At 46.8% G+C, this 15,797-nt stretch carries 15 protein-coding genes; 5 read left to right on the top strand and 10 right to left on the bottom strand.

Annotated features, from left to right (window positions below; all coding sequences use genetic code 11):
- Window positions 1-64: 64 nt before the first annotated feature.
- A complete protein-coding gene (gene cydC, locus ACXAGL_RS08425; RefSeq protein WP_474990772.1) occupies window positions 65-1,771 on the bottom strand; it encodes a thiol reductant ABC exporter subunit CydC in 1,707 nt (568 codons plus the stop codon).
- Entirely contained in the window at window positions 1,768-3,492 is a 1,725-nt protein-coding gene (gene cydD, locus ACXAGL_RS08420; RefSeq protein ID WP_474990770.1) for a thiol reductant ABC exporter subunit CydD, read from the bottom strand. Before cydD ends, cydC begins: the two co-directional genes overlap by 4 nt.
- Window positions 3,493-3,811: 319 nt before the next feature.
- On the opposite strand from cydD, the gene ACXAGL_RS08415 reads away from it, so the two are divergent.
- Both ACXAGL_RS08415 and ACXAGL_RS08410 read left to right on the top strand, forming a co-directional pair.
- Window positions 3,812-4,291: an Lrp/AsnC family transcriptional regulator gene (locus ACXAGL_RS08415; RefSeq protein ID WP_474970269.1), complete on the top strand. Its 480-nt coding sequence runs from the start codon at window positions 3,812-3,814 to the stop codon at window positions 4,289-4,291.
- Window positions 4,291-4,908: a LysE family translocator gene (locus tag ACXAGL_RS08410; RefSeq protein WP_474990768.1), complete on the top strand. Its 618-nt coding sequence runs from the start codon at window positions 4,291-4,293 to the stop codon at window positions 4,906-4,908. Before ACXAGL_RS08415 ends, ACXAGL_RS08410 begins: the two co-directional genes overlap by 1 nt.
- A gap of 348 nt (window positions 4,909-5,256) precedes the next feature.
- Here the strand turns inward: ACXAGL_RS08410 and ACXAGL_RS08405 are convergent, their stop codons facing one another.
- Both ACXAGL_RS08405 and trxB read right to left on the bottom strand, forming a co-directional pair.
- Window positions 5,257-5,580 carry a hypothetical protein gene (locus ACXAGL_RS08405; RefSeq protein ID WP_474990766.1) on the bottom strand — a complete coding sequence of 108 codons (324 nt, stop codon included), beginning with the start codon at window positions 5,578-5,580 and terminating at the stop codon, window positions 5,257-5,259.
- A gap of 118 nt (window positions 5,581-5,698) precedes the next feature.
- A complete protein-coding gene (trxB, locus tag ACXAGL_RS08400; protein ID WP_474990764.1) occupies window positions 5,699-6,652 on the bottom strand; it encodes a thioredoxin-disulfide reductase in 954 nt (317 codons plus the stop codon).
- Between the two features lie 276 nt (window positions 6,653-6,928).
- On the opposite strand from trxB, the gene ACXAGL_RS08395 reads away from it, so the two are divergent.
- Both ACXAGL_RS08395 and ACXAGL_RS08390 read left to right on the top strand, forming a co-directional pair.
- Complete coding sequence (locus ACXAGL_RS08395; protein WP_281659506.1) at window positions 6,929-7,216, top strand: phospholipase; 288 nt, start codon at window positions 6,929-6,931, stop codon at window positions 7,214-7,216.
- Window positions 7,217-7,382: 166 nt separating this feature from the next.
- A complete protein-coding gene (locus ACXAGL_RS08390; RefSeq protein ID WP_474970265.1) occupies window positions 7,383-8,531 on the top strand; it encodes an FtsW/RodA/SpoVE family cell cycle protein in 1,149 nt (382 codons plus the stop codon).
- Between the two features lie 42 nt (window positions 8,532-8,573).
- Here the strand turns inward: ACXAGL_RS08390 and glmS are convergent, their stop codons facing one another.
- The 6 genes from glmS to sigW form a co-directional block, all read right to left on the bottom strand.
- Window positions 8,574-10,376, bottom strand: a complete 1,803-nt coding sequence (gene glmS / locus ACXAGL_RS08385) for a glutamine--fructose-6-phosphate transaminase (isomerizing) (RefSeq protein WP_474970264.1) — start codon at window positions 10,374-10,376, stop codon at window positions 8,574-8,576.
- A 486-nt stretch (window positions 10,377-10,862) separates the two neighbouring features.
- Complete coding sequence (glmM, locus tag ACXAGL_RS08380; protein WP_474970468.1) at window positions 10,863-12,209, bottom strand: phosphoglucosamine mutase; 1,347 nt, start codon at window positions 12,207-12,209, stop codon at window positions 10,863-10,865.
- Window positions 12,210-12,266: 57 nt separating this feature from the next.
- On the bottom strand, window positions 12,267-13,238 hold the full coding sequence (locus ACXAGL_RS08375) for a CdaR family protein (RefSeq protein ID WP_474970262.1): 972 nt from the start codon (window positions 13,236-13,238) through the stop codon (window positions 12,267-12,269).
- Entirely contained in the window at window positions 13,231-14,043 is an 813-nt protein-coding gene (gene cdaA, locus ACXAGL_RS08370) for a diadenylate cyclase CdaA (protein WP_027953316.1), read from the bottom strand. The genes ACXAGL_RS08375 and cdaA overlap by 8 nt, the downstream gene beginning before the upstream one ends.
- Before the next feature lie 142 nt (window positions 14,044-14,185).
- Window positions 14,186-14,848, bottom strand: a complete 663-nt coding sequence (locus tag ACXAGL_RS08365; RefSeq protein ID WP_474990761.1) for a zf-HC2 domain-containing protein — start codon at window positions 14,846-14,848, stop codon at window positions 14,186-14,188.
- A 15-nt stretch (window positions 14,849-14,863) separates the two neighbouring features.
- Window positions 14,864-15,427, bottom strand: a complete 564-nt coding sequence (gene sigW / locus ACXAGL_RS08360; protein ID WP_027953318.1) for an RNA polymerase sigma factor SigW — start codon at window positions 15,425-15,427, stop codon at window positions 14,864-14,866.
- 174 nt (window positions 15,428-15,601) lie between these two features.
- Here sigW and ACXAGL_RS08355 point away from each other — a divergent pair, with 174 nt between their 5' ends.
- A complete protein-coding gene (locus tag ACXAGL_RS08355; protein ID WP_474970260.1) occupies window positions 15,602-15,796 on the top strand; it encodes a Spo0E family sporulation regulatory protein-aspartic acid phosphatase in 195 nt (64 codons plus the stop codon).
- Window position 15,797 lies beyond the last annotated feature (1 nt).

The raw sequence follows: 15,797 nt of genomic DNA, 5'->3' as shown, positions 1-15,797 counted from the left end.
GCTTATGTCTTATCTCAAACGAACTTAAAACAGCCGCCACAATCGTGTGGCGGCCTTTTTTCATTCACGCAAGAATCGTCCGCTCAATCTGTTTCATTTCATAAAATAGACCACGGCGGCTCATCAAGTCCTCATAGGACCCGGATTCCTGAATTTTCCCATCTTCCATAACGATGATCTGGTCCATCCTTTCCAATCCGTTCAGCCGGTGGCTTATCAGAATGACGGTATCATCTTGAGCCTGGTGGAATAAGCGGTCGTAAATGCCTCTCTCCGTCAACGTATCCACCGAAGAGGTCGGTTCATCAAGCAGCCACAACCGCTTCCCTTTCAAGAAGGCACGAGCAGCCGCCAGACGCTGTTTTTCCCCTCCTGATAAATTCTCTCCTTTTTCAAGGACTTGTTTATCGAGGGAAAAGGACAACCCTGTAGAAGCAAGAGCCGCTTGCTGCTGCTCTTCTGTCGCACCCTCATTTGCCATACTTAAATTGTCACCGATGGTACCGAAGAAAAAGTGGTTCTCCTGCAGCATCACATTGGTGTGGGCCCAGAGACTCTCTTCGTCAAGGGTCCGGATATCCTCTCCACCGACTTTCACGACGCCCGCATCTGCCGTATGGAACTTCAACAGCAGCTGGAAGATCGTCGACTTCCCTGAGCCGCTTGCTCCTACGATGGCTGTTTTACTGCCGGAAGGAATGGAAAAGGAAACATCCGTCAACGCCTGGCGCGGTTCTTCAGGAAACCGCCAGCTGACGTTCTCCATCCGGATAGAGGGGGCATCGGAATCATCCATTTCCTTTGTCCCGTTCTCTGTTTTTTCTTCATCCACCAGGGAAAATAACCGGGCAGATGCTCTCCGGCTGTCCTCCAAATGCGCAGGCAGAACAGCCATAGGTGCCGCATTTTCAAAAACAGTCAGGGAAATCATCACAAGCATCGCAAGGAACAACCCGTTCAAGTCCCCGGAAGAGACGAGAAACGCTCCGAGGCCCAGGACGACCCATGAAACGATCAGCGTCACGAACGTGTTCCAGGAATGGCTGGCAAGCATCTCACGGCTGTCCTTCTCCTGCTGTTGGAGGTAAACGTGTGAAGCCTGCTGCAGCATCTCCTGTTTTTCAGAAAGCTGTTGATGAATTTTCAAGTCTCTGAATCCATAGATGAATTCAGTGGCCTCTGTAGAAAGCTGTCCTCTGGACTCGCGGACAAACCGGCTCGATTTCCTCTGCTTCACACTGTACCAGGCCGGGATCACCAGTCCCGTTACAACGAGTCCGAGCAGCAGGACCACGGCCACCGAAAGCGAAAAGATGGACGTGAACACCATTGTCCCTAAGAATATGATAACGAGGACGCCGGGGGGATAATACACTCGTAAAAAGAAGTTCTGCAGACTTTCCACGTCCCCGACAATCCGTGCAAGCAGGTCTCCGCTCCGATACTTTTGAAACAGCCTCGGGGCGATCGGTTCCAGCCGCTTATAAAACGTAACCCGCAGATGGCTCAGAATCGAAAAGGTCGCTCTGTGGGAAAAGTACCGCTCGGCGTACCGGCCAAGCGCCCTGGCAAACCCAAACAGCTTTAAAAAAGCAATCAGGACAGTCAAGGCATATAAAGGAGGAAGCAGTGCCGCCTTGGATATCAAGTACCCGCTGGAAGCAAACAAGCCCACAGCAGAGAGACCAGCGAGAAAACCAAAGAGAATCGACAGGAGAATATCTTTTTTCTCAAGCGTAACGAGACGAATGACTTCTTTGAGATCTTTCATGCCCCCTCTCCTCCTTTCTGCATTGTGACCATCTGCCGATATAGAGGCAGCTCAGCTTTTAATTGTTCATGGGTGCCTGTACCCACAGCACGTCCCTCATCGAGTACAAGAATCTGGTCGGCCGCCTGAATCGTATGGAGGCGGTGGGCGACCGTAATCATAGTCGCCGTCTCCGACAGCTCTTGAATGGAGCGCTGAAGGACAGTCTCTGTTTTCACATCCAGCCCTGTTGTCGGCTCATCAAACAGAATGACGGAAGGCTTTTTCAAAAAGGCACGGGCCAGTGCAATGCGCTGCTTCTCCCCGCCGGATAAACCTCTTCCGCCCTCACCGATTGATGTATCCAATCCATCCTCCAACGTCTCAAGCAGCTGGGAAAGGCCGGCCTTCTCCGCTGCACGGGCCGTTTCTTCCCTGGAGGCGCCGGGAACTCCAATCGCCATATTCTCTGCAATCGTACCCGAAAAAAGATACGGGTGCTGGGAGATGTAGCTGACACCGTTGAACCAGTCCGCTTCCTTGTACGAATAAAGCGGACGTCCGTTCACGTCTACATCACCAGATGAAGGAGCAAGCAGTCCCGAAAAAATATTGAGCAGGGTTGTCTTGCCTGATCCACTCTTTCCGACCACCGCCAGTTGACTCCCTGCTGGAATGTCCACCGATACCGGATCAAGAGCGAATCCTTCCTCATACTGAAACTGAACAGCGCGGAGAGACAAGGCCGGAGGCTGTTCATACGTAAGCCCCTGATCTCCCCATACCAACGAATGGTCCTCTTCGTTCAGCGTCTCCTCCAGCTGCTTGGAGGCCCCGGAAGCTCCACGTCCCGTATGGAACGCACTGCCGAACTCCTTCAGTGTCAAGTAAAACTCCGGTGCAAGAATCAAAATAAAAAAAGCGGTGAAAAAAGAGACACTTTCATACACAACAAGTCGGATGGCAATCTCAAGAGCAATCAGGCCAATACTGAGCATGGAGATGAACTCAAGCATGAGGGAGGACACAAAGGCCACCTTCAGCACTTCCATCGTAGCCGTTTTAAATCCGAGACTGCTCGATTCTATTTCCTCCTGCTGGCGATGACTGCGGTTGAAGAGCTTCAACGTAACAAGTCCTTGAAGGGTATCCAGAAACTGTCCGGAAAAAGCCGAAAGCTTCTCCATCTGGTCTTCCGATTTCTTCTTCGTCATCACACCGATGATCGCCATGAACATCGGAATGAACGGAGCTGTGATTACCATGATCAGCCCGGAATAAAGATGGGCGGAAAACACAACGGCCAAAATCATCACAGGGATAATGAGGGTCTGGATCATTTGTGGAATATAGCGGCTGAAATAGCCGTCCAGTTCATCCACGGAATCCATGAGTACACTCACCTTTTGTCCGGACCGCCCGGTCACCGATGTGGAGATCGACTGCCTGGACATTTTTTCAATCAAACGATGCCGGTAATGCTCTTTAGCTCTCGAAGCAAGACGGATGCCCGTTTTTCCATTGAGCCATGTGAAGAGAGTACGTCCAGCCAACACGAGAAACAGCCCGGCAAACAAAGGCAGAACATCCTGGAGGCTTTGCTGACCAAGAAAAATCCGATCCACAATCGCAACGAAATAATAGGATTGACCGATGATACTGGCTCCGATGAGAAGAGACGTGAGGATTAACAGCGTCATCCCTTTTCGATCAGCAAAAGCAAAGCGGCTGAGATGCTTCATAATCTATAGAAAACTCCTTACACGTATTTTTTGTGAAGTTTTTCACATTACCTTTATTATAAAGGAAAGACACCCTTTTTTCTAAAGAGAAGCCTGAGGATTCTATGACAATTCTTTAACATCGTCCCCTTTTCTGCCGCCAGTCATACAATCTCAACGGATAACTTACCCCGGTCGCTTATCGTCGCAAACACCTTATCAAACCTGTGATGAGGATTTGTATGCCGAAAACCTTTCAGGAGGTTAATGGAAATAACCTTTACTTTTTATTTTATAAATAATATGATAGTGAAAAATTTATAAAAGGAGGAAAAATCAGTTGGATAACTTTGATTACAAAATATTGAAAGCATTAATTGATAATGGAAGGGTTACTTGGGCTGAATTAGCTTCCCAAACTGGATTATCTGCTCCATCTATTGCAGACCGTGTTAATCGTTTGTTAAACAATGAAGTAATAAAAGAACTTGGCGCAATGGTAAATGGGGAAAGTGTAGGAACAGAATGTACAGCATTTGTGGCAGTTTCATTAGAAAAACCAACATTCAGGAAAGATTTTTTAAGGCTTGTCAAGGATTTGGAAGAAGTGCAGGAATGTCATCATATTGCCGGGGAAGATGATTATTTATTGAAAATTCGTTGCCAAAATACAAAGGATTTGGACCGAGTAATAAGTTATGAAATTAAAAACCTTGCAGGTGTACGGAGGACAAAAACAACAATTGTGATGGATACAACAAAAGAAACTTTGCGGGTCCCCTTACAAAAAGCAAAATTTAATAAATCAGGTGAACAGTAATGTTCGGGGAACTATTACTAAAAGGACTGTTCATTGGAATTAGTATTGCTGCTCCAGTTGGACCAATTGGGGTGTTATGTATCCGCAGAACTCTTGAACATGGTAAGTTAACTGGATTTGTATCTGGATTAGGGGCTGCAACAGCAGATGGAATATATGGAATAATCGCTGGTCTCGGTTTAACATTTATAACAAACTTTTTAATTGGTCAACAATTGTGGCTTCATCTTATTGGCGGTATATTCTTATGTTATTTAGGAGTGAAAATATTTATTTCAAAACCTTCAAATAGATCAGCTGAAGCCAAAGGTAACCAACCGTTTTCAGCTTTCATATCTACTTTCTTTTTAACTATTACTAATCCAGTTACAATTTTATCATTTATCGCCATTATCTCAGGCCTAGGAATTACAACTAACAATGCAACGGCACCTGGCTTAATTTTAGTCGCAGGGATTTTTATAGGTTCATCATTATGGTGGTTATTATTAAGTAGCCTTGCAGGAACATTAGGCAATCGACTAGAGAATGATTATTTGAGCCTGATTAATCGCATTTCTGGAATTATATTATCGTCGTTTGGAGTATATAGTTTAGTTACTGGACTTGGTGGTTAGAGATTGATCTCATAATATTATTGGGGTGTTGTCCATATATTTAATGTTTCACTGGTTCATTGATCTTCTTATGGATCAAGAAAAGATATGAGGGGTGCTTACATGGTCTATATACCTTCAATTTGTTCTTTGTAGTTATTCCAAGCTTCATCATATACTAATGTAGGCGTGAAAATATCTATGAATCCTTGCTTAACTCTAAAGTCAAAAGACTATAGTTTTCTTAAAAAAATGGATCAATAAATGATGTTTGAATCTAAATAAACGTTCAAAGCTTTTCACCCTTTATGATTCTTGCTTGTTATTCCACCAATATTTCAGACGATTTTTCCATTCTCTACCTTACAATCAACGGGGATGTGGGCCTATGTATAAAACCCTATGGAACAACACAGATATTCGTTTATATATGAGAGCAGGAGCGGTTTGAATAAAGAATGGGTCCACCTCAGCAAGAAGTTTCTCCTGAAAGGCATGAGGCTGTTTATGTGGTGCAGTTGGATTCAGAAGAAATGCTCCTTCTTCTATGAACATGTCTCCAAACTTCGTCTGATACTTTCCTTTACCCGCAGGCGAAAAGATCAGCTTGTAAGAAAAGTCTTCTCTCCATGATCTTTCCCCAAGCTGGTCGAAACGCTGCAGGAATAACCCGTTCGTCTGCTGCCAAATCAAGCTTCCCTCCCCTTTCTTTCATTACACATTCAGTGACTGTATCCTACCTACTAATTCCAAAAAATTCAATTAAGTGTATCTAAAAAAAAGAGACCGCCCCTTCCAGGGCAGCCTTTTACTAAGAAAGGTTCTGGCTCCAATCGACAGCCGCTTCGCCTTCCAGGAAGCGTTCAGAATCCATTGCAGCCATACATCCTGTGCCGGCTGCCGTAATGGCTTGACGGTACTTTTGATCCTGGACGTCCCCGCAGGCGAAGACGCCGGGGATATTCGTATTGGTCGTTCCTGGTTCCACAAGAAGATAACCCTTCTCATCCATATCCAGCTTTCCTTTCAGAAAATCTGTGTTTGGATTGTGACCAATGGCAACGAAAATCCCATCTGTATCGATAACTTCCTCTTCACCAGTTTCATTATCCTTCACTTTGATGCCCGAAATTTTCATCCCGTCTGAGACCATCTCCACCGGCGTTTTATTTAGAGCCCACGTCACCTTATCATTTTCCTGTGCCCGCGACTGCATGATTTTAGAAGCACGCAGTTCATTTCTTCGATGGATCACCTGCACCTCACTCGCAAACTTGGTCAGGAAGGTCGCTTCTTCCATCGCCGAATCGCCGCCGCCGATGATCACAACTTTTTTCCCGCGGAAAAAGAACCCATCACAGGTTGCACAGGTGCTCACTCCTTTTCCGATATTCTCTTTCTCGCCGGGAATACCGAGCAGTTTGGCGGAAGCCCCTGTGGAGATAATCAGGCTGTTCGTCTGTATTTCGCCGATGCCATCCACCTGAAGGGTAAATGGCCGCTGATTCACCTGGACATCTGTTACCCAGCCCCGTTTAAAAACAGCGCCGAACCGCTCGGCCTGCTTTTTCATATTATCCATAAGTTCAGGCCCCATGATGCCATCCGGGAAACCGGGGAAGTTCTCCACCTCCGTGGTCAGGGTCAACTGACCTCCAGGTTCAGGTCCCTCGATCACCAGGGGTTCCATGTCTGCGCGTGCAAGATAGACGGCGGCTGTCAAACCAGCCGGTCCTGTTCCTAAGATGACAGATTTGTAGGTCATAGAAGTGCCTCCTTTTAAAATGACTCGTATTAGTGTTATATCCCTTTTTGCTTAAAGTCATGCCTCTCCCTTAGGAACTGATGAAAGATGGGGGCAGGGAAGACCCCTCTTATCAGACGTTCCCGCTTTCCATAAACAAGGGAGGTTTCCTCTTCCACTTTTAAAACGGACCCGTAGCTGCCTTCTACTTTTTTAAACAGGGATAAACAAGTGACCACCCCAAATCGGCGCTTTGAGCATACACTATCATCAGATCATGGATATGGAGGTGATTCTATGCCTGGACGAAGAAGACCTGCACGCCGCCCTGGATTTTGTGTGTTTCCCGGTTACAAATACTGCGGTCCTGGATGCAGCGGCCCGGGAGAGCCGGTCAATGCCGTCGATGCTGCCTGTAAAGCACATGATGAGTGCTACCGCTATACAAAGAATTACTGTTATTGTGATGATGCTTTCATTCGTCGTTTAGGACAGCTCCAGAACCCACGGACCCGTGAGGGACGTCACGCCCGTACGATGTATAACTATATGAAATTCCAACGCCTGTTCACCTGTTCGTTTTAAAAAAGACAAAGGAAGCTGTCTTTCTTTTTTTTATGGTTTGATCCTAAGGAAATTATTATGAAATATAGGCCGCCGTCACTTTTCAAAACCCAATTCTGTGCTTATAATAGTCAACAGCACGCTTATTCTGCATGCGTCGCCAACACGAGAGGATGTAGGACTAATCATGAAATTCGAAGAAAGGTTTGACTGGCAGCTGTTCTTTATTATCTGCTGTTTTATTGCGATCAGCTCCGTCGCCTTGTTCAGCGCTCAGCAAAGTACGCAGTACAATGAGAATTTCGTACTCAAACAGCTGGTCTGGTACGGGGTCGGCGGAGTCGTTATTGGGTTTATGATGATCGTGGATCCCGAAGATTTTAAAAAGATCAGCTGGTACTTATATGGTTTCGGTCTTGTTTTACTTATTGCCTTGATCCTGGCACCATCATCCATCGCTCCTGTCATTAAAGGACAGAAAAGCTGGTTCACCCTGCCAGGTTTGTCTCTGCAGCCTGCAGAGCTTGTTAAAATTTTTACGATACTCGTTCTCGGAAGAATTGCCGTTAATCATAACAGCAAAAGCGTCTCGACGCTGAAGTCGGACTTTCTGCTCCTTCTTAAGCTGGGAGCCGCTGCAGGCGTCCCATTCCTTTTAGTCATGCAGCAGCCTGACTTAGGGACAGGTCTTGTCTTTCTAGCCATACTTGCAGGTTTTGTCCTGGTTTCCGGAATCCAATGGAAAATTATCCTGCCGATATTCGCTGTCATTTCAGCACTGGGGACAAGCCTGATCTGGCTGGCGATCCAAGCTCCACAAATTCTGGATAAATACCTCGGGGTAAAGGAATATCAGCTGGGACGGATCTATTCCTGGTTCCAGCCGACCAAATATGAAGATTCCTCAGGCTATCAGCTCGTCAAAGCCATGCGGGCGATAGGATCGGGGCAGCTGTATGGTAAAGGCTTCGGGGAAAGGGAAGTGTATCTGCCTGAAGCTCAAACGGACTTTATTTTCAGTATCATTGCGGAGGAATATGGATTTCTCGGCTCGTGTGTCGTCATTATCCTGTTTTTCTTCCTGATCTACCGCTTCACGACGATCGCATTTAAAGCGAACAGTCATTACAGCTCCTATGTCATGGTAGGGATCATCAGTATGATCGCCTTCCACGTCTTCCAAAACATCGGCATGTCTGTGCAGCTCCTTCCTATTACAGGGATTCCGCTGCCATTTATCAGTTACGGGGGGAGTGCCCTCTTAGGAAACCTGATGGCCCTCGGCATCGCTTTCTCGATATCGTACCATCATAAAACCTATATGTTCGGAGAATAAAAAAAGCTTCAGAGGACCGATTCCTCTGAAGCTTTTTTGGTCTTATTCGACGGTTACACTTTTCGCAAGGTTCCGTGGTTTGTCTACGTCACAGTCACGGTGCAGTGCTGCGTAATAGGAAATCAACTGAAGCGGTACAACAGATACAAGCGGTGTCAGGATCTCATGAACGTGAGGAATGACAAAGGCATCGCCTTCCTTATCCAGACCTTTCATGCTGATGATCATGCTGTTAGCTCCACGTGCTTCCACTTCCTGTACGTTTCCGCGGATGGAGTAGTTGACGTTTTCCTGTGTCGCAAGCGCTACAACCGGCGTGCCTTCTTCAATCAGAGCGATGGTTCCGTGCTTAAGCTCTCCACCAGCGAATCCTTCCGCTTGGATATAGGAGATCTCCTTCAGCTTCAATGAACCTTCAAGACCGACATAAAAGTCGATTCCACGACCGATGAAGAAGCAGTTCCGTGTCACCGGCAGGTATTCACGGGCCAGCTCTTCCAGCTCTTCTTTTTGATCCGTCAAGGCTTCCATAGCATTCGCTACAATTCCAAGCTCCTGCATCGGATCAAAATCAAGCTCGATTCCTTTAGCGCGGGCTGTATCCACAGCCAGAATCGCAAGGACAGCCATCTGGGCTGTATAAGCTTTTGTGGACGCTACCGCAATTTCAGGACCCGCATGCAGATGCAGTGTATAATCCGCCTCACGGGAGAGGGTGGATCCTGGAACATTGGTAATCGTCAGGGCCGGGTGGCCAAGTTCTTTCGTCTGAACAAGAACGGAACGGCTGTCTGCCGTTTCCCCACTTTGGGAGATGTATACAAACAACGGCTTCTCGGACAAGAGCGGCATGTTATAGGAAAATTCACTTGCCACGTGGACTTCAACTGGAATATTCGCCAGTTTTTCGATGAACTGTTTGCCGAGAAGACCGGCATGATAGCTTGTTCCCGCAGCAATGATGTAAATACGGTCGCATTCCTTCATCGCATTGCGGATGTCAGCATCCAATTTAATGTCGTCGTTTTCATCCTGGTACTCCTGGATGATTTTACGGATAACGAAAGGCTGCTCATCAATCTCCTTCAGCATGAAGTGAGGGTAGGTGCCTTTTTCGATATCTGTCGCGTCGATTTCAGCTGTGAACGGCTCACGAGTGACCACGTCACCTTCAGGAGAAAGGATTTCAACACCGTCACGGCGGACGATCACTGTTTCTTTATCCATCAGCTCAAGGAACTGATCCGTTACGTGAAGCGCCGCCATAGAGTCACTCGCTACAACGTTGAAATCATCACCAAGACCTACAAGAAGCGGGCTCTTGTTTTTTGCTACATAAATCGTGTCTTTGTTCTCACGATCGATGAGAGCAATCGCATAGGAACCTGTCAGAAGCTTCACAGCTTTATGGAAGGCAGCCGCTACATCGTTCATTTCATTGTGCAGGACTTCGATCAGCTGGACGATGATCTCTGTATCTGTTTCACTCTTCAGTTCAACGCCTGCCAGGTATTCATCACGCACATCTACATAGTTCTCGATAACGCCGTTATGAACGAGTGTAAAACGGCCGGAAGTACTCTGGTGCGGGTGGGCGTTCTCTTCACTTGGAGCTCCGTGAGTGGCCCAGCGTGTATGGCCGATGCCGTGAGTGGATGCTACGTTTTCATCGACTGCACTGCGCAGCGCTGCAATACGGCCTTTGACTTTCGTTACTTCAACGCCGTTATCATTCAAGGTAGCAATTCCGGCAGAGTCATATCCGCGGTATTCAAGCTTTTCCAGTCCGTTTAACAAAATTTCCTTTGTATCCTGTTGTCCAATATATCCTACAATTCCACACATAATTGTTGTCCTCCTTAATTTACGAGAAGGGCAACGAATGTCAGCACGGGGCTATTCGCTGCCCCTCTCCCTCAACGATCTATATCTTGTGCACTTTATCCAGCCGTATTGTTCGAAAAGTCGCCTTTCCGTTTTACAGCTGAACCAACGGCTGAAGTGTCACAGCCGGGAGGCATCCGCCGAATGCTCGATGAACCTCCACCTCGTCAACTGCGCATAGAAACGTTCCATCTGCACAGTCCTGGCGCTTTTAATGATTGATGACCTCTATCCTCCCTATCTGTTTCAAAATAAAGCCTCTCTCATCTGTTACCCTTAGCTTTTCCCTATTAAAAGGATTTCGACAGATTTTTCAAGTACAAGTCATATTTTACCTGAGCCTTGTGAAAAAGGTCAATAAAAATTAGAGGCGATCATGAATTGTAAGGACCTTGTAATAGAATATGCGCAGCTCTCCTATCCTGTGAAGAGCTGCGCGTCCATGCTTTATTCCATACCTAATTCTTCTTCAACGACTGCAACGACTTTGTTACAGTAAGTTTCACATTGCTCTTCTGTCGGAGCTTCCACCATGATCCGCACAAGTGGTTCTGTTCCGGAAGGGCGGACAAGGACACGGCCGCTGTCTCCCATTTCCTCTTCCACTGCCTGGATGGCTTCCTGAATGCGCGGGTGAGTCTGTACACGGTTTTTATCAATGACTTTTACATTTATCAAAACCTGTGGGAACTTCTCCATCTCCGCAGCAAGCTCTGAGAGAGGCTTTCCTGTCTCTTTAACGACGTTTACAAGCTGCAGAGCGGAAAGCATCCCGTCCCCTGTCGTGTTATGTTCAAGGAAGATGATGTGTCCGGATTGCTCTCCACCGAGGTTGTAGCCGCCACGGCGCATTTCTTCCATCACATAGCGGTCGCCGACAGCTGTTTTATCACTCTTAATGCCGTTGGCTTCCACAGCTTTATAAAATCCAAGGTTACTCATGACAGTGGATACGACTGTAGAATGGTTAAGGAGACCTTTCTCATTCATATATTTGGCACAGATGAACATGATACGGTCGCCGTCTACAATATTTCCTTTCTCATCGACAGCAATCAAACGATCCCCATCGCCGTCAAAAGCAAGTCCGATATCCGCTTTTTTCTCTTTAACAAGGGCCTGAAGAGCTTCCGGGTGCGTCGACCCGAACCCAGCATTAATATTCAGGCCGTCCGGAGACGAACCGATGGAGGAAATATCCGCTTCCAGATCGGCAAACAGATGAGAAGCGAGTGAAGACGTCGCCCCGTGTGCACAATCAAGCGCAATATGAAGGCCGTCAAAATCATAATCCACGGTCTGCTTCAAGTGCTGCAGGTATTTCTGGCAGCCTTCAAAATAGTCATTGATTTGACCAAGATCCGCACCGGATGGGCGTGGAAGATCGTCTTGTTCTGCATCAATCAGTGCTTCGATTTCCGCTTCCTGGTCATCCGTCAGCTTAAAGCCGTCCGGACCGAAGAATTTGATGCCGTTGTCTTCCACTGGATTGTGGGAAGCAGAAATCATAATTCCAGCCTCTGCCTGAAGCGCTTTGGTCAAAAAGGCCACCCCTGGTGTGGAGATGACGCCGAGACGCATCACTTCCGCTCCAATAGAGAGAAGACCAGCAGCAAGGGCCCCTTCCAGCATTTCGCCGGAAATACGAGTATCACGGCCGATTAAAACTTTCGGACGTTCCACCCCTTTGGTTACAACATAACCGCCGTAACGTCCTAGTTTAAAAGCCAGTTCTGGTGTTAATTCTTTGTTGGCGATCCCACGAACGCCATCTGTTCCGAAATATTTACCCATTTTCAACGAACCTCTCTTTCTGTCCTATGCATATCAATTAAGTATAATTATTCTGGTTTACTCTCCCTGCTGATCATCAAGGACGTCAATGGTGACTTCAATCGTTTCCGGTGATACGGCTGTCGTGCCGTCCGGCAGGGGTACATCAACGTCAACCACCTGATCTTCGGTCACTTCTGTAACATCCACTGGAATTTCAACAGGTTCTTCAATACCGGCCAGGACCTCTTCAGGGCCCTGGTACGTTACATTTTCGACTTCCGTTGTTACTTCTTCAATCAGAACCCCTTCCTGAGTACCGCCGCTTGCTTCCGGCGTCACAGGGACCTCTTTCGTTCGTTTGGATACAGGGACGCTTACATCAACAGCCGCAGGCTCTACAAGAACGTTCAGTTCATTGCCCTGATTGTCGTAAACCTTTACAGGGGCTTCTCCCTGCTCAACGGTATCTTCAGCTGCGCCCACATCAACGATGGCTCTTACAGAAGCTACCCGTTCAACGACCGATGCTGCGCCTGTAATCTCCACCTGAGCCGGAGAGACTTCCGGTGTTCCAAGCTCCAGGCTAGTGTCCAGATTGTTCTCATTTGCATAATCGATGCTTACATCATAATTTTCGGTCGTTTTTTCTTCAATTTCCACTTCAATAATTTTCGGTTCAAGGGAAACAGCCAGCTGGCTGCTGATTCCTGAATGCTGGAGGGATACCTCATGGGTTCCAGGTCCAAGGTCATTCAAGTCGACAAATACGTTGAAGTTCTTCTGACGTGAAACAGGGGCTACAGCTCCCGCTGGACCCTCGACCGTCACGGTCACATCCTGAGGGATCCCGCTGACCACATATTCTTCACTGTCAAAGCGGATTTCAAGTGGAATGTTTTCCATCGTTTCAGATTCCGACGATGTCTCATTAAAAAACAGCGAGTCAGAATCCATGTTGTTATCGACATTGACCGTCACCCAGAGCAGACCGGCTAAAAGAAGGGAGATAATCCGGATAAACCATACACTTTTAAACCAATTATCCATTCTTTTTCCCCCTCCAGTTCCAGCTTTTAACGGCAGGAGCAGAGTAATCAAGCTCTGTACGCAGCATTTCCTCGAGCTTCACCTGATCGAGCTCGCGGTGCAGCTCACCATTTTTCGTACAGGAAATCGCCCCGGTCTCCTCAGATACAACAATTGTCAGCGCATCTGTCACTTCACTGATTCCCATCGCCGCCCGGTGCCGTGTTCCAAGTTCCTTCGAGATAAAAGGACTCTCCGACAACGGAAGATAACAGGCAGCAGCTACGATTTCATCATTCTTAAGTATGACGGCTCCATCATGAAGCGGTGTATTCGGTATGAATATGTTGGTGAGCAGCTCACTGGATAAATGTCCATTAACCCGGATCCCTGTCTCCACATAGTCTCCCATGCCCGTATCGCGCTCGATCGTAATCAAGGCTCCGATTCTGCGCTTGGCCATATAGTTGCAGGATTTAATGATCGCCTGCAGTGTTTTTTCCGTATCTTCTTCCTCTGACGAATTCCTGCTGAAAAAGCTTCCCCGCCCGAGCTGTTCCAGAGCCCTTCTCAGCTCCGGCTGGAATAGGATGATAATAGCAAGGAAACCCCAGGTGATGGCCTGTGACATGAGCCATCGCAGTGTGGTTAGTCCAAATAAATTACTCAGCAGCCATATCCCCAGGATAATGAAGATTCCTTTTAGAAGCTGGACCGCCTTCGTCCCTTGGATCAGCATGATTAATTTATATACAACAAACCAGACAAGGGCGATATCCACAGTTATCAGCAGGTAATCTAAAACATCCAGTCCCCCATCAAGCATGCCTACACTTCCTTTTAAATAAAATAAATCTGAAAAATTCACATTTACCATTATATCACATAAGTTTTTTTGAATATATCAGAACCTGTCCTGATCTTATCATACCCAAAAAAAAGACAGAATGACCTATGTCATCCTGCCTTTAGTCTTCTTGTTCGGACCCGAAGGAGAAAATATCTGACACGGTTTGTTTCGTATGATACCAAACCCATTCATAAATCTGGTTCACTTCGGTCAATTCCCCTGAGTAGGCTCTGAGATCAGAACGGTTCAGTTCCCCTGATCCCTGTTTCCCGGATGTTCCTTCCAGGATGTCTCCGTTAATGATGGTCACATTTCCATCGACAGCCCCGTCAATCCGCAGGTCTCCGTTTCGAACGACAAGGTCCCCCTTAACCGTGACACCATCCGGTACAATCACCGTGTGCTCTCTGATTTCAAGGTTTTCCTGTTTGGATACCGTTACCTGCTGATCCTGATTCCATGCTGTGAAAATGCCACTGAACATGAGAATAAAGAATACAGCAGCGGCGGTCAGAATCGGATGCTGCTGCAGCCGGCGTATATAATTTCTCCGTTTTTTCTGCTTTGGAAGACTGTTCATCACATTTGCCGTGAACCGAGGCGGTGCAGAAACTGGAGATGTATTGGTAATCAGCGTAGTCGTCCGCTTCAATTCATGAAAATGGCTCTGGCAGGACGGACAGCTCTGCAGGTGATCTCTCAGTCGTCGTTCTTCCTCTGTGTTTAATTCGCCGTCTAAATACTTATGCATGAGTGTAATGGCTTCTTTACTGCAATTCATTCCCTCTCAACTCCTTCATACATGGCGAAGCCGTTTTCTTAGTGCTTCCCTTCCTCTGTGCACCCTTGTCTTCACCGTCCCTACGGGAATATCAAGAACTTCGGCGATTTCCTGGAGAGCTAACTCATCCAAATACCGCAGAACAATCACGCTCCGATATTTCGGAGGCAGAGCAAGGATTTCCTTATGGATGTACGTCTGCAGCTCAAGGCTTTCGACCTCTTCCTCAGGCAGTGCCTGGTCTGCAGCCAGCTGAGAGTACATATCCAGTCCATCCGTGCCCTTCACTTCAGCATCGAGGTGATAGTCCGGCTTCTTCTTCCGAATGCGGTCGATCGATAAGTTGGTGGCTATTCTATAGAGCCATGTTGAGAATTTGCGCCGCTCATCAAACGTGTGGAGGTTTGTATAGGCCCGGATAAATGCTTCCTGTGCAAGATCTTCAGCTTCGTATGAGTTCCCGATCATCCGCAGACATATATGATAGACCTTGTTCTGATAAAAAGAAACAATGTCTTCAAATGCTGCCTGATCTCCCTTTTTCACTTGTTTTATTTTCTGTTTTATCATGGTTTCCATTTGTTATACCTCCGCTATATGTGCGGTCGATATCCTTTACGGATGACCTCGCCTCAAAGTTTCAAAAAAACATATAAAAAAATATATATCTTTTTCCTAAATATAAGTTTAACTTTTTTTAGTATCGGATATAAAGCTGTAAATGTAAAAAATTTCTTAGGAGGACTACAAAACATGACGCGAGTGACTTCGTTGACGGAAGAAATCGAAGCTTGTCGTTTGGAAATGAGCCGTTTAGCCCGCCTCCATCACTTAACATCCCCCGAAGTTGTCAAAGTGAGCGTTAAGCTGGATCAGCTTCTTAATGAATATGACGAAGTACAATATAAAAAACAGCAACCCGCCTTAAGTAAAGCAGGTTACTGTTAAT

Source organism: Halobacillus sp. ABA4_118, assembly GCF_056160205.1.
This window is presented reverse-complemented; position numbering and strand designations above follow the sequence as displayed.